Consider the following 15,003-nt stretch of genomic DNA (forward strand, 5'->3'; position numbering starts at 1 on the left):
GCAGGTTAACATAAATATGTATATCTATAGGAGGTACCCCAATGGGTAAAGGAAAAAACAATAAGCAAGATAAGAAGAAAAAAGTTGCGGTAGCCGTAACTGGTTTAGCTGCGCTAACCATGGTAATGGGAACATTTGCATGGACGTCTTATACTGAGTGGGTAAAAAACCACATGCAATCAAAAGGTTTTGAAAAAGGTAGAGTTACTATTGTCGAGGAATTCCCAGACAAAGAAATTCCTGATACAGACACTGTTACTGTATTAAAAAAGAAAGTTTCTGTATCTAATGCTTCACCAGACGCAGCATTAATCAGAATCTCATTTGAGGAAATGATTCAAAAACTTGGAGCAAATGCTACAGTTGGACAAGGATATGCAACAGCAGCAGAAGCTAAGTTCCCAGTTATTTTTGATGCTAAAGAGTACTTAAGTGGTAATGGTTGGGTTCCTAGCTCAGAGAGACTAACAATTGATGGCGTTGCTAATACAGATGCGGCCTTAAAGTTATATGTTAATGGTGACAAAGCAGTTATGTTTAGAGAAGTGGCTATGACGAAAGCTGATTGGCCTAAAAACTTTATTTTATCAGGTAGTACAGATCATACTTCTATTCCTGTAATTCGCGGAAGTTTTGATACTAATGATGCAGTTGTTGCTCAAAAAGTAACAGGGAATGTTGTATTAGATAACTCAACAACTATGTACAATGTTAAAACAACAGATCCTGTGGCAGAGAAAAACTTTGCAGTTTGGGGTTATGGTGCAGATTTAGAAGCTGTTAAAGAAGCTGATTGGGCTGGAGCTAACGTATTTGTAAGTCAAGCTGTAGCACCTGTTACTGATTACAAAAAATCACAAGTTGATAGCAGCATTGGTTTAGTAATTAATGATGCAACCACTACGCTTCCAACTGCTAAACCAGCTACTGGACAACCAATGTGGTATTTTGATCAACCTTCTGGTTATTTCTATTATTTAGATAAATTAGATCCAAGTGTAACGACTTCTTCAGCTGTATTAGAAGGGATTGAATATCCTGGAACAGCATCATTCAAAATTGCTTCATATGATTTATATGTAGGTCTAGAATCAATCCCAGCTTCTAAAGCTGCTTTAACAAGAGCTTCTAAAAGCGGAGCACTTGCTAGTTTAGTTCCAGATGCACAAGGTAAAATTTGGGAATCAAACGATTCAGGCTGGGGTCTTTCAGAATCATCACCAGTTTATAAATACTTTACAAGTGGTGATTTCTTAACAATTACAGAAAACTAAAACTGTCATAAATTTGCAAGTAAATGAGAGTATTGTACTAGAAGGAACGGGGAGCTAAAGAATGAAGAAGTATACAAGATGTCTGTTGAACATATTCATAATTTTCTGTGCTTTTGGATTTTATCAGACGGCCTTGGCTGAAACCCTTCCTTCTGGTTTTCTTATTGGAGATGAAACAGGCTTCACTGCAAAATCAGATGGAAAATACTTCATTGAGAAAAATGATATTGTTCCTGGAGCAACCTTCAGTAAAGATATTGTGATTAGTAACTATTCTCAAGAAGTGAAAGGGCCAATCACGATCAACATGCTAATGAATCCTGATAGCAAGGATTATGTAGCCGAAACTTCAGGTGATATTAATTTGTTTGAAGTAATTAGTGTGAAGCTTACGTTAGAGGATAAAGTAATTTACGATGGTCTGATTGACGGTAGTGGCAAAAATAACGACCGCAAAAAAACAACCCCACTTGAATTAGGTGACTATGAAATAGGAGATATTCGTCATTTGACAGCAGATTTTACAGTCTCTAATGAATTGCCAAAAGAAAAGTGGGAAAAAATCAGTACGATTGATTTCTATTGGTCGTTTTATGCCAACCGTGAGGCTGAAAAAAAATTACCAAATACTAAAACGCCACAAATTTGGTCTAAACTTCCGCCTGGGTTAGCAGGGAAGTTACCACAAACTGGCGAGGAATTTGCGTTAGTTTTACTAGGTATGATTATTGGTTTAGTGTTGATTTTGGTTTCTGTGAACTTTTACAAAAAAACAAAAAAGGCAACACATTGAAATTATGAAGAGCTTTATTATTAAAGCTCGGATTAATTTCATAAGTGAATTTCAGAAGAAATATCAAAAATTTTACTAAGGTTCTTTTATGAAATTAATCCACAAGTAATGAAATGGAGAAAGGGTGTGACGGGAAAACATGAAAAAAAATAATGTGAAAAAAGGAGTAACTAGAAAAGTTTTTTTAAAAAAAAATAGAAAAACTTTTGGAGCAATAGTTGTAGTTTTTTCTGCTTTCTTATTAATAAATGCTACATTGGCTTGGTCAAGTTATTCAGAGTGGGTAGCCAATCATATGCAATCAAGTCCAGAGACTATTGCTGTCTTAGTAGAAGAGAAATTTGAACAGGGAAGCACTGTGGAGTATTCAAGTGAGGTTCAAAAGGAAGTCAAAGTAAAGAATATTTCAACAAAACCAGCCATTGTTCGTGTTAAATTGAATGAAAGTTTTTTACCATTTGAAATTGATTTAGCAAATGGTGAGGGTAAAGGTAATGGTAGCTTAAAAACAAAGGTCAAAGAATCCTCGGATAAAGAAATTAATCGCCAGAATACTGATACTTGGGAAGCTGGGAATATCTATTCATCAGGTACCAAAAAAGGTAGCGATGATCTTTATTATGTGGCAACAACTCCTATTCATAAAAATGTAGATTATATTTTTGGGGATGATAGTGCTCGACCAACTGAGTTAAAAAACTTTGACCTGACTTTTCATCCTGATGTAAAGAATATTTCACTTGCGCCAAATAGCCCAACGACTGCTTGGTACTATGAGGATGGCTATTTCTATTATTCGAAAGTCTTAGCAGGTGGTGAGGTAACCGCTATTGATCTAGTTAAAAGTATTACGACTCTTAACAGCTCACTAGGTAATCAATTGAAGAATAGTTTATACAATCTTGAAGTGGAAGCTTATGGTATGACACCATCTGAGGCTGGTTTAGCCAAATGGACAAATAGCATTCCGCTATTCAATATGTACTCATATGATTCAAAATTTGTTCTTAATGATAACTAGAAGGGAGTCACGTAAAAATGAAAAAAATACTTAAGAAGTATCGTCAACTTCCATTTGTTATCGGGGCTTTACTTTTATCGTTAGTGTTGGGCGTGGTAGTATATGGGGCTATAAAGAGAGATGACAATACGATTAATAATTTACAATTAGCTAATTTAAAGGGTGAACTCAATGAAGGTAAAAATGGATTTGACACCACTCAAGTACCTGAAAAAGGAAAAACATATGAAAAAGAAATAATGGTAGAAAACACTGGCAATACTAAATTATTTGTTCGTGTGATGGTTTTTCCAGAAATTATTGGAACAGGGGACTTGTCTTTACCTGCTAATATCGGTGTGGTTGACCCTGCAAATCCAACTGCGGTTTTGACTGAGGAAATCATCGTGACCCTGAACGATCAATGGCGTGATGGGGGAGATGGCTACTATTATTATTTAGATGCATTGCCTCCTCAAACAGGTGGGACGGCTTCTATGACCCCGCCTATCTTTACAACGGCTAAATTGTCTGACAGTTTATTGGATGCTTATCAGGATGCTAAGTTAACTATTCAAGTGAAAAGTGAGACAGTCGCTGTTAATGGGTCACATTACCGAACTGCTTTTTGGAATTTAGCAGAGAACGTGGCACCAACAGATGCTAATTTAAAATTAATTGATGATAAACTTCAGCAAAAGAATGTTAAAAAGAATTAAGGAGGGTGAGAAATGAATAAGAACAAACGCAGAAAGCTAAATAAAAAAGGCAAACTATTCGTTTTTTCAGTCCTTTCGATTTTTATGGTGTTTGCTGGGATTATACTAAATCAAAATTGGGAAAAAATTATGGCTGCATTGCCGCCTGTAAGTGATTATATTGTTGAGTATGACGATACGAAGCCAGATCATGGCTTACTTGTAGATGCGACTCATTTGGGCACGATGCCACCAGTCTCTAATCCTGCATTGCCCTACCACATGACGTTGATGCCAAAGGATATTAATGGTGAGTCTGGTACAGCTCTTGATCCAGAACAGATAAAAAATGAATTTATTATTCCTGGTGAGTATGGTTTTTCACCAGCTTGGAATGATGCGCCGTTAACAGAGGGTGGTTCAGAAGCGATTGTAACCATAGAAGGTAAACGACAAACTCGTGCATCGATGTCTGGTGTAGATAAGCAAAATTTTACTCCAGCTAATGTTGAGACTGGTAAAGAAAATTCGATTATCTTTACCAATATGGGAACCTATCGTGGGAAACAAATTGATGTTAAGATGACGGTTAAAGAAATTGAGCCCATAATGAAAAATGGTAGCAATGTTGCTAAAGGCGTGACAATTGGGATTTCTAAAAAAAGAGCGACGGAGTCGGATAATGAGGATGTTTCTAGGGAATCTGCCATGACAGTTTCTGATACAGGGACAGGAAACTTTGAGAATCAAAAACCAAGTTACGTTGAGATCGAATATACGTTTTATGAGCATCCTAGTTCACAGGAATATAATCCGAGTATAGCAGATAGCTATCCAAACAGTAATCTTTTAACGCCTATTAATATACGTGGTTTTTTAACCTTTGTCGATTTTGACTTTAATGAAAGTATTGGGATTAGTAAAGAAGCAAACATCCAGCGTTTGTATACGTTGAAAACACAAGAGGGAGATGCTGATTGGAATCCTGCGTGGGCGACTATGGATCCTTTTACACCGCCTATTATGGCAACAGCTACTCCAACTGAGAAACAAGCTTATTATGATTATATGAACTATCGTTTTCCACCTTATGATGAGATAAATACATATGATCAGCTTAGAAGTAATATGAATTTTAATGAGTTAACTTATAAAATTACTTCTGATGACTATTTGTACGTGAATCGTTTCAATCACTTTAACACAACTGCCAAGTCAAGAGGGAATTGGTTCTCATTTACTTATGGTGATACAAAAGGATTCAGTATAAATTTCAATGCTAGCGTCTTTACTACACAGGATGTTGAGAATTGGTCAACGGATTGGCAATATAATCCTAAGTCATTTACAGATGTTTTTACTAAATTATTTAATGATTCGTCGAATAAGATTGATTTCCCTGATAAGGAAAACTATTTAAAACCTTCTAGTTATGTAGGAAATGGATCATCTGAGGAAGGTAGTGCAGTTGGTTTCTTTCCGGTTACATTAGGACCAATTCGTTTTACTAACCCAATTAAGCAAGCGGATCAAGATACGTCAGATAAAGATATTACTTGGACGATTCGTCAAGATGTTCCACCAAGGTATGTCAAGAATGGTGACCCGCAGTTTGAAATCTCAGATGAATTTGATGAGTTTTTAAGAATTCAAAATACAGCAACAAAACCAATCACAATTGAGGATGCCTATCATCGTGATGTGACTAATAGTACCTTTTCATTAAAGGGCAAGCAAACTAAAATTTGGTCAATTACAGTAACTAATGACCCAGTGACAGGTAAAGATAAGTTAGTGGTATCTGCTCATCCAGAATACCTTAAACTAGATAGTTTTTATCAAAATGCATATACCGTATCAGTAACGACAACACTCGATACGACTAAGAAAGAGTATATAGATCGATTAGTTGTAAACGATCAAACAGGAAAAATACAACTAAAATTCTTAAATAGTGCTTCTGTTGAATTGGCTAATGTTGATTTTTCAACCTCTAAGTACTCAAGTAGGCCAGACTATGATGAGCCAGTTGGTGATACAGTAGGTCTGATCGATTTAAGTGGTAAATTATTGATTGAAAAAAGAGCATTAACTGCAGATGGTGCGCTATTAAATGGTGCTAAGTTTAATGTTCTAGATGGCAAAGATAAAGTAGTCGCTACTGGGGTAACCGGTAGTGGAGGAAATAGTACAGGATATTGGTTGACAGATGAATTACCTGGTGGAATAGACTACAAGGTTGTTGAGATTGAAGCACCGGCTGGTTACGATGCAGATGCTTCTAAAGAAAATGTCGTGGTTAGCTTTACCTCTGAAAAAGAGCCGCTAGTTTTTGTTAACCAGAAGATACGACCTGTTGGTAAGTTGGCGGTAACCAAAGATGTCTTCAATGAAGCAGGAGAAAAAATTAATGATGATCGGGTAAGTACAGGGCAAACGTTGACGTATAAAATGACGATTGCCAATACTGATCCAGATGCTAATACTCTTCTAAGAGAGCTTGAATTCGATGATAAGCTGGCTTCTTATCTTGATTTAGTTGATGCTAGTACAAGTGTTAGTGGTAATGCCACTGCTAGCGATATTGAATGGGATAAAACGGGTGCAACACCTATTCTTAAGGCTAATAAGAAATTGGAGTTGTCTGGAGGACAGGCAATCACAATTACATTTAAGGCAATCGTAAATGCGACAGCATCAGGCGAAGTTGCCAATACCATAAATGCCAAAGCCATAGGAAGAATCGAAGGACAAGTAGCGCCGAAAGAATTGACTGCTACAGCCACTGTTACGAACAAATTGTCGGCAACGTTGAATTTACGACAAGTAATACAAGGCACAAATAGTTTCCTTGTTAGTCCTGTTGGGATAGCAAATGGCTACTTCAACTTGAAGAACATCAATGATAGCGGTGAAGCTAAAACAACGATCAATAAACAAGTCCTATCGACCGCTCAGCTAACTGAGCAGGATTATACGACTGCTAAATTGATGCCTGCTGCTGGTTATGGTGGCTATGAAGTTCGTGCTGTTATGCCAGAGATGTATGAGTATGTTGGCTATGTTATTAGCAATAAAAAAGCCCAATTAGAAACAGAGATTGTTAAGGATGGGAAATGGCCGAGCTTTATTTTGGCGCCTGATACGGATTATTTTATTACTCTGGTCATACGTCCAAGTGAAGTCTATAAAGATAAAGCAATTCCTTTCTATAATTGGGATTATAAAGCGAACGTATTTGAGCAAGCAATTAAAACAAAATAATGAGTGAAGTTAACGGAAGTGACTAGTCTTTATAGTCATGACTGCTTCCGTTTTCTATAAAAAAAGAATGGGAGATGTCTTTTATGACAAACATCTTAAGAAACAAACTTGTCAAAGCAACAGTTACAGCTGCTTTGACTGTAGGAATTGTTGGAGGAGTTTCAGTTCCAGGAATTACCAATTTAATCTCGCCAGCAATTGTTGCTGAAGCTAAAACACCAGGAATTCCTGCTAATGCAACAGAAGTGCGCACAATTCAGGAGTTTGAAACTGCTTTACAAGATGCTACAGTAACAGATATTAGCATTGAAGCAAGTATGACTTTCCGTAAGAATATCACTAATATTCCTGCTAGAAATGTGACAATCTGGGGAAATAAGGACGAAGGGCATGTAATTGATTCTAAAGCATACTCTATTTACGGAAAACAAAGCTCATTGAAGCAAGCTAACGCTGGTGAGAATAATTTATTCTCAATTGTTGATGCTAAGATTACAGCAGCACAAGTAGCAGGTCGCTTCTTTACAGGTGGTTCTGGTAACGGTCCTTCAAGCTATGGTTGGGATGTTTATGCCAAAGGTGTTGAATATGATGGTGATCGTTTCGTTCACTTATCAGAAGGTAAATTAACCTTTGATGGAACTAACACTATCTCTACTCGCGCAGAAAATGCTTGGGTACATGATTTAGAGTTCAAGGCTGGCTCTGTTTATAACGGAAAAGCTGCTCAAAAAGACCATGGTCAATTCTCAGCGTTCTATTTCAATGGACGTTTAGTTGATGGTTATGCAACGGGTGAAGTTAACATTGGTGATAAGGCAGAAGTGAATATTGAAGTGTCACCTCAAAGCGATGTTAACTATTACTATCCAGCATTTTACGATAAAGTTTATCAAGTAAATGTAGGGAAAAACGCTAAGTTAGCGATTGATGCTGCTGGGGTTGGTTTCCAATTTATTCCTCGTGCAGACTATCTAAATGTTCCATCATTAAACTTAGATCGAGCAAGTAAAATGACTGTTAATGGTCGTGGTGGCGGAAACTACGCAACTATGAAGATTCAAGAATACGGTTCTCAAATTAACATGAACAAAACGTCTGAATTAATTATTGATGGTAATTCAAAAAAAGGTGTAGTTGAAAGTATCTATGAGTTTGCAAGCTTTAACTTGGATGCAGCTAAAAACCTTGAAATTACTAACCACATGGCTGGACAAAATGTCTTCTTTGCAGATCGTCATTTTGTAAGAGGGACAACATTAAATAGAATTGAAACATGGGAACAAAGAGGTGGCGACTATCCTGCTGTAGCGGATCGTGTATTCAGTCCACAAGGTCAATTCTCTACTTATGTTGGATTAAGAGGTAATACGAAGGATGCTAGTAATGATTGGGAAGATTATTCATTAGAAAATAGCAATCGTAGTGCCCAAGTCTTTTCACCAAATGCTGAAACAGCTAATGATTTCCAAATGGCTAATTATGGTAAAGTAAGATTCCTAAGCGGTGGCGGCGGAGCGTAACCATTTAGTTGGATGTTAACTTTATACTTTAAGGAGTGGTAGGGACGAGTCTATTGACTTATCCCTGCACTCTTTTGGTTTTAAAAAATGAGAAAAAAGGTGTATGGATGAAATTTTTTAAAGCAATACTGATAATGATGGTCAGTCTTTCATTAGTTGCCTGTTCTGAAAAAAAAGATAATGGCACCAAAAAGGGTTCGAGCTCAATTGATACGGTAGAAAGTAGTATCTCAGAGCATTCTGCTGATTACAATTATGACGAAAAGTCTAAGCTATTTACATCTAAAGAATTTGACATTAAATTTTTAAGCTTTGAAAAAAAGTTAGATATTGAGGATCAATCTGCTTTATTCGTCTATGCTGAAGTAACTAATAAGGGGAAAGAAGCGCTTTACCCAGAAAGTATCTGGAGCACATTTGTATCCTTTGCTAGTGCTGATAAAGGCGCGGTAGATAGCTTCTATCCGACTGTTTTAAAAAAGAAGGACTTAGACGGTTCGGATTATAAAACGGCTGTGGATCAGATGAGTCGTCCTATTAAAGCAGATGAAACATCTAAAGTTGGTTTCTTTTGTGCGACAGATGGTGGCGATATTAACATGCTTCTTTTTGATGATGAGCATCGAGTTGTTTATAGTGAGAAAATCAAATTATAGGAGACTGAGCAAGTGAGCATACAACCATTAACAATTGTTTTAGTTATTTTAGCTTTAATTAGTATTAGTACGTTAGTAGGATTGGTTATCCTGACTCGCCAAAGACTCTTTATTCAAGAACAGATTGATGAATTGAAAAAAGGGCTAAGGACTACTAAAGGATCGAAGAAAAAAGGGAAACGAAAATCGAAGAAGTCAAAAAAGAAAAGTCGTGATTAATGATGGAAGTGTACATTTACATTCTTGCGGGGCTTTTCGGGCTTGTTTCTTTGGCATATCTAGCTTTATTAATTACTATAAATAAATTACTTAACAAGACTAAATGGTTATATTTGACTTTAGATCAGAGAATTTTGAAACGTAAAAGGAAGCAAAAAGTCACAGTAGTTTTAGGAAGTCTAATGATTGTTGTAGCTGTATCTTTAGTAACTAGTAGCTATTATTATTTATATACTCAAGAGAATGAGGAGAAACTGGAAAAAAAGCAGGCAATAAAAAAGGCAAAAGACTCTTCTAATTCATCTACTAATGATACAGGTGAGACAAAGAAATCCAGTGATTCTCAGAATAGTACTGAGAAGAAATTGGTTGAATCTACTAATAGTTCATCAAAAAAGACAACGGCTTCTTCAAAAGAAGCTCCTAAGACGAAAGAAAGTTTAGAAAAGGAACTTTTAATTAAGTTAGCAGATACCTTTGAGACGAATGCTCAAGGGATGGTAACTGTTACAGGAAAAGCTGAAGGTGGAACAAAAAAATTAAGTGTAACTAACTCATTTAATGAAGAAGAGTTACAAGTCGAGGTTCTCAATGATCAGACCTTTAAGTTTGACTTTCAATTGTTGGATGGGTTAACCCCTGTTTTACTTTATATTTGTGATGTCACTCAGGTGGGAACGATTGAGAAGGAAGATCGAACGACGACAGTCATTGTAGCGAGTAATGAGTTCGCTGATGCTTATCAGACGTCGCAAGAAGCTTCTAGAATTGAGGCTCATCGCCAAGAGGAAGAGAATAAGGAAGCAGAACAACAGCAACGAATGGCTGAAGTTCAACGTCCCGAAGAGCCTCAGCAGCCAGAAGAACCTGAATAATTGGGGGATTACTGAGGGGGATAAGTTATTTTTACTTATTTAGCCCTTGTTTATCTAATAAAAAATAGGAAATGGAGTTGGAAATTTAGTGAATGAAAAAATTACAAAGAAAGTGTTAAAAGCTGTCACTGTTGGTGCGCTTAGTTTGAGTATTATTGGAGGTGTTTCAGTACCAGGGATAACAGGATTGGTTTCTCCTGCGATTGTGGTAGAAGCAGCGACACCAGGCATTCCTGCTAATGCGGTAGAAGTACGCACGATTCAAGAGTTTGAATCAGCGTTAGGTAATGCTAGTGTGACTGATATTAGTATTAAAGGCAGTTTTACATTCCGTAAAAATATCGGAAATGTTCCTGCTAGAGATGTTACTATTTATGGAAATAGTGATGAAGGTCATGTAATTAATTCAAAGGCTTATGCTATTAATGGGAAGCAAAGTACCTTGAAAAAAGCTAATGCAGGTGAAAATAATTTATTCTCAATTATTGACACTAAAATTACTGCTGCTCAAGTAGCTGGTCGCTTCTTTACAGGTGGTTCAGGTAATGGCCCATCAAGCTATGGTTGGGATGTCTACGCGAAAGATGTAACCTATGATGGGGATCGTTTTGTTCACTTGTCAGAAGGGAAATTGACGTTTGATGGAACAAATAATATTTCAACGCGTGCTGAAAATGCTTGGGTTCATGAGTTAGAATTCCGTCCAGGTAGTATCTACAACGGAAAAGCGGCACAAAAAGATCACGGACAATTTTCTGCGTTCTATTTTAATGGCCGTTTAGTTGACGGTTTTGCTACAGGTGAAGTAAACATCGGGGATAAGGCTGAAGTAAACATTGAAGTTTCTCCACAAAGTGATGTTAACTATTACTATCCTGCTTTTTACGACAAAGTCTACCAAGTGAATGTAGGTAAAAATGCTAAGTTAGATATCAATGCTGCTGGTGTTGGTTTCCAATTTATTCCTCGTGCGGATTACCTAAATATTCCGTCATTAAACTTAGATAGAGGAAGTAAAATGACAGTGAATGGTCGTGGTGGTGGTAATTATGCGACTATGAAGATCCAAGAATATGGCACTCAAATTAACATGAACAAAACATCTGAATTAATTATTGATGGAAACTCTAAAAAAGGTGTTGTTGAAAGCATCTATGAGTTTGCTAGCTTTAACTTAGATGCGGCTAAAAACTTGGAGATTACTAACCATATGGCTGGACAGAATGTCTTTTATGCTGACCGTCATTTTGTTAGAGGGACTACTCTAAATAGAATTGAAACTTGGAGCCAACGTGGCGGCGACTATCCAGCAGTTGCTGATCGTGTATTCAGTCCACAAGGTCAATTTTCAACCTATGTTGGTCTAAGAGGCGATGCTAAGAATAACAATGTTAATGGACAAGTTTTCTCTCCAAATGCGGAAACAGTTAATGATTTCCAAATAGCTAACTACGGTAAAGTGAGATTCTTAAGCGGTGGCGGTGGCGCTTAAACGCTTATATAAGCTTTGCTTAGATAGAAAATAAACTATTAGAGATGGTTACATTCCCTACTTTTGTATGGCTGAAAGTTAAGTGAGCGATTTGTAGAGGTGTAATTATACGAAAGCACAACTAGTGTCAATATGGCATTAGTTGTGCTTTTTTGTGTCACCTATTAATTGTGATTAGGTAAGATCAATTAGAAAGTGGATGGCCAAACAAAAATAGTTCTATTAATCATTTTTTTGTGAAATGGTTCCAACATCAATGGCTAGATGACCAGATCTATTTGTTGCGAAATTATTAGTAAACGCGTATTTTTGAATAATTGTTTGATTATCGTTTGATTGATAAATGAAAGAGCTAATATCTGTGACATCTGACCAGAAGGGAATAATTCCAGTTCGGGCATTAGTTATTGCGCCATCTACTTTGATTACGACTGAAAATTTGTCTCCTATCAATGGGACGGGTTCTTTTAAAGTTATGACATCCCCAGAATTAGCTGATTGGACGTTAGGAGATACGTTTCCAACTAAGCTTAGTTTTGAAAAATCTGTCGTATTATCGTCGATGGGGTTAACATAGACTTGATAGTTCTTCTTTAGACCAAGTTTCATTGTTAAAGAGGTAAGTTTTTCAACGTTAGTTTTTTTTGAGTAAGTATTTGTTAAGAGAGTGTATTTGGCTCCAGATGTATTAGTATTAGGGATTGTTTTAAAGTTATTCACGAAAAGGTCATCTTCTTGAACGAAATTAGTTTGGTAATATAGCGAATGTTGAGAGATAGGCTGGACACCGGTGATCGCATAAGGTGAGTTGGATAGTGCATAGTCTTCGTATGAGACGTAAAAATATCCGTTATCGCCATAATCTGTTCCCCAGCTATTTCTCATAAGAAATGCTCCAGGTTTATTTGGAACATCGGAATAATATCTCCCATCGTCATAACTAAACTTATCGTAATTGTCATCCCACCCGACTAGTACGGCAGCGTGAGCTTCACCAAAACCGTTAAAAATATTTGGTGTTACTGCTCCAACTTCTCGTCCTTCAGTTTCGTATTCATAAGAAACCGCTCCGTAATTATAGATAGCATTTTTCATATTTTGAATAAATTCTAGCCGTTCATTTTCGTTACTATAGTATTGTTTGTCGATTAAAGAGACATTAGTGATGTCAATATCTGCTTTTTTTTGAATGCTATCGGAAGAAATAGTTTCTCCTTGGGCTGTGAATTTTTCAGCTAATACAGGACCTCGCTTATTTAGATAAACGGAGAGGACATCATGTATGTAACCACCACCTCCGAGAGAATAGACGCCATTCCTCACCGTTTGATCGTAGTGATTTATTCCATCTATCCCATCGTTTGTAAGAAGGTAGGCGAGGTAGGTTTCAGAGAAGCTGTGTGACTCATCCAGTAAGTTGTATGCGGCTGCCTCTGCCATTGCAGTGCCAGCAAACGCCCAGCAAATACCATTTCCATCATTGATTGTTTGCTGCGTTTTAATTGGCCAATCTTTTTCATTACGGGGAAAATGCTTTTCAGGTAAGGTATCAGTTGTAGAGTGGTAGTTCCCTATTTGTAACGACTGTTCTGCTGCTTGGGTGATATGGGCGCCAGTGGGCCAGCTTAAAATTATTAATGTGAAGAGTGTCAAATGGATCCATTTTTTCATAATTAAACCTCCTAATATAATAAGTTAATTTTAACATAAAGAAGGTTAAATGAACAGAGTTGTAAGTCTTTTTATCTAAAAACGTTTCATTTTTAACTTTTTTTAGTATTTTATATAACTTTTAAAAAAAGTGTCGGTTTAGTTGTGATAATTTGAAGTATATTAACCTATATTTTTTCTTTTGAAGGCTAAAATTGAAATAGTAGTAGTTTAAAATAAACAAATTGGTCATTGAAATATATATAATGGGTGATTATTTAACTCTATTAGAGATAGATTTTGATCACTCTCATACTCCATACTCTTAGTTTAGAATCAATGTACTAATTTACATAAATAATGAAGTGAACATCCAACGAAAATAAGGCTACTTAATTTCAACTAACTAGTGAAATTAAGTAGCCGCGCAGATATTTTATTATTTACTAGATTTCCTACTTAATCGCTCTAACGTATTGGTTAAAGTGACTAATTCTTGTAGGGTTTTGTATTGTTTAGTCGTTAATTTGACTGTGTTTGTGATTTTAGAACGAGGAATTAAGGCATATTCTTCTTCGAGTTTACGATTGTTAAATTTGCGCATAAGTCGTTTAAATTTCTTGTTGATTTTTCGGTGGTCTTTGCCAAAAAATTCCCAATAATAATCCAAATAAGAGATGATATCTCTCGCTTTTCTAAATTCTTTATATTTAACTCTCACCATGGGCATGTACACTCACGGTGAAAACTAGTTTCTGTCATTAGGCTGTTTTTTTCTTTTTGGGGAATACAGTAATATATGCGTTTGTTCATAATCTTTTTGTCGAACACCTCGGAGTTAGCTTTCTATTTTAATTAATAGGGTCATAATGTTGTAATGAAGGTGGATCTATTGATTTGAATTCTATAGGAAGAGTCTTCTTTTTCGAAAAATAACCCTTTAATCTAATTGTATCATAAAAATGTGTTAGTGAACAATTAGCTTATTTTTTTTCATAAGAAAAAGAGAGCGAGACAGTTGTCTCACTCCCGTAATAGGCTGATCTAGCGGTGTTTTAAGTTTTGTTGTCTAAAAATTTGACAAAAAATCTGTTAGATCATCCTTCTTTTTATCATAAGTAATAATGGTCTGGCCAGAATCTTTAATTTTTAAAAGTGCAGGGACGTATTCCAAATCTAAGTCTGTCATTAGCTTTTTGATCTCAGGTGTTGTGTCAGCTTCAGTCACATTAAAGTAGTAGATGGTTTGCGGATTGTCGACTAAGCTTGCTTTGAGTTTTGGAACAAAGGCCTGACAGTATACGCATGTCGGCTTTCCTAGATAAACTAAAAAAGGGTCTGAAGAATTTAGTTTTGCTTTAAAGTCGCTAAGAGAAAGCTCGGTTAAGGTTTTGACGTCTTCTTGGTAAGCTAGGACTGCTGGTTCTTCTTGTGTACTACTAGTTACTGTTGTGGTGCTTTCCTTGGTAGGTATTTGTGCGGTTGGTTTAGTACAGCCGCCTAGTAGTAAAATCGCCACTAGGCTCAGTACAGGGAGCAGTTTTTTATTCATAGGTGTC

The 15,003-nt window shown here is 36.4% G+C and carries 13 protein-coding genes; 10 read left to right on the forward strand and 3 right to left on the reverse strand.

What is annotated here, in order from left to right; translation table 11 throughout:
- Positions 1-41: 41 nt before the first annotated feature.
- The 10 genes from AC5KOD_RS15980 to AC5KOD_RS16025 all read left to right on the forward strand — a co-directional run bounded on the left by AC5KOD_RS15980 (position 42) and on the right by AC5KOD_RS16025 (position 11,794).
- Positions 42-1,274 (forward strand): hypothetical protein, encoded by a 1,233-nt coding sequence (locus AC5KOD_RS15980; protein WP_496915574.1) that lies wholly within the window; start codon positions 42-44, stop codon positions 1,272-1,274.
- 61 nt (positions 1,275-1,335) lie between these two features.
- The gene (locus tag AC5KOD_RS15985; protein ID WP_496915575.1) at positions 1,336-2,067 is read left to right on the forward strand and encodes an LPXTG cell wall anchor domain-containing protein; all 732 of its coding nucleotides are present in this window, start codon (positions 1,336-1,338) and stop codon (positions 2,065-2,067) included.
- Between the two features lie 139 nt (positions 2,068-2,206).
- Complete coding sequence (locus AC5KOD_RS15990) at positions 2,207-3,088, forward strand: hypothetical protein (RefSeq protein ID WP_496915576.1); 882 nt, start codon at positions 2,207-2,209, stop codon at positions 3,086-3,088.
- Positions 3,089-3,105: 17 nt separating this feature from the next.
- Complete coding sequence (locus tag AC5KOD_RS15995; protein ID WP_496915577.1) at positions 3,106-3,786, forward strand: hypothetical protein; 681 nt, start codon at positions 3,106-3,108, stop codon at positions 3,784-3,786.
- 12 nt (positions 3,787-3,798) lie between these two features.
- Positions 3,799-7,029, forward strand: a complete 3,231-nt coding sequence (locus AC5KOD_RS16000) for an isopeptide-forming domain-containing fimbrial protein (RefSeq protein ID WP_496915578.1) — start codon at positions 3,799-3,801, stop codon at positions 7,027-7,029.
- Between the two features lie 83 nt (positions 7,030-7,112).
- The gene (locus AC5KOD_RS16005) at positions 7,113-8,552 is read left to right on the forward strand and encodes a pectate lyase-like adhesive domain-containing protein (protein ID WP_496915579.1); all 1,440 of its coding nucleotides are present in this window, start codon (positions 7,113-7,115) and stop codon (positions 8,550-8,552) included.
- A gap of 107 nt (positions 8,553-8,659) precedes the next feature.
- A complete protein-coding gene (locus tag AC5KOD_RS16010; protein ID WP_496915580.1) occupies positions 8,660-9,208 on the forward strand; it encodes a DUF5067 domain-containing protein in 549 nt (182 codons plus the stop codon).
- Between the two features lie 12 nt (positions 9,209-9,220).
- The gene (locus AC5KOD_RS16015; protein ID WP_496915581.1) at positions 9,221-9,427 is read left to right on the forward strand and encodes a hypothetical protein; all 207 of its coding nucleotides are present in this window, start codon (positions 9,221-9,223) and stop codon (positions 9,425-9,427) included.
- Complete coding sequence (locus AC5KOD_RS16020) at positions 9,427-10,302, forward strand: hypothetical protein (RefSeq protein ID WP_496915582.1); 876 nt, start codon at positions 9,427-9,429, stop codon at positions 10,300-10,302. Before AC5KOD_RS16015 ends, AC5KOD_RS16020 begins: the two co-directional genes overlap by 1 nt.
- An 88-nt stretch (positions 10,303-10,390) precedes the next feature.
- Positions 10,391-11,794, forward strand: coding sequence for a pectate lyase-like adhesive domain-containing protein (locus tag AC5KOD_RS16025; RefSeq protein ID WP_496915583.1), 1,404 nt, complete (start codon positions 10,391-10,393; stop codon positions 11,792-11,794).
- Between the two features lie 222 nt (positions 11,795-12,016).
- Here the strand turns inward: AC5KOD_RS16025 and AC5KOD_RS16030 are convergent, their stop codons facing one another.
- From AC5KOD_RS16030 to AC5KOD_RS16040, 3 genes are all read right to left on the reverse strand, one after another.
- Positions 12,017-13,465 (reverse strand): C1 family peptidase, encoded by a 1,449-nt coding sequence (locus AC5KOD_RS16030; protein WP_496915584.1) that lies wholly within the window; start codon positions 13,463-13,465, stop codon positions 12,017-12,019.
- A gap of 418 nt (positions 13,466-13,883) precedes the next feature.
- Entirely contained in the window at positions 13,884-14,168 is a 285-nt protein-coding gene (locus AC5KOD_RS16035) for a hypothetical protein (protein WP_496915585.1), read from the reverse strand.
- A gap of 345 nt (positions 14,169-14,513) precedes the next feature.
- Positions 14,514-14,996 (reverse strand): thioredoxin family protein, encoded by a 483-nt coding sequence (locus AC5KOD_RS16040; RefSeq protein ID WP_496915586.1) that lies wholly within the window; start codon positions 14,994-14,996, stop codon positions 14,514-14,516.
- Between the last annotated feature and the right edge of the window lie 7 nt (positions 14,997-15,003).

Source organism: Vagococcus sp. WN80Y, assembly GCF_059621045.1.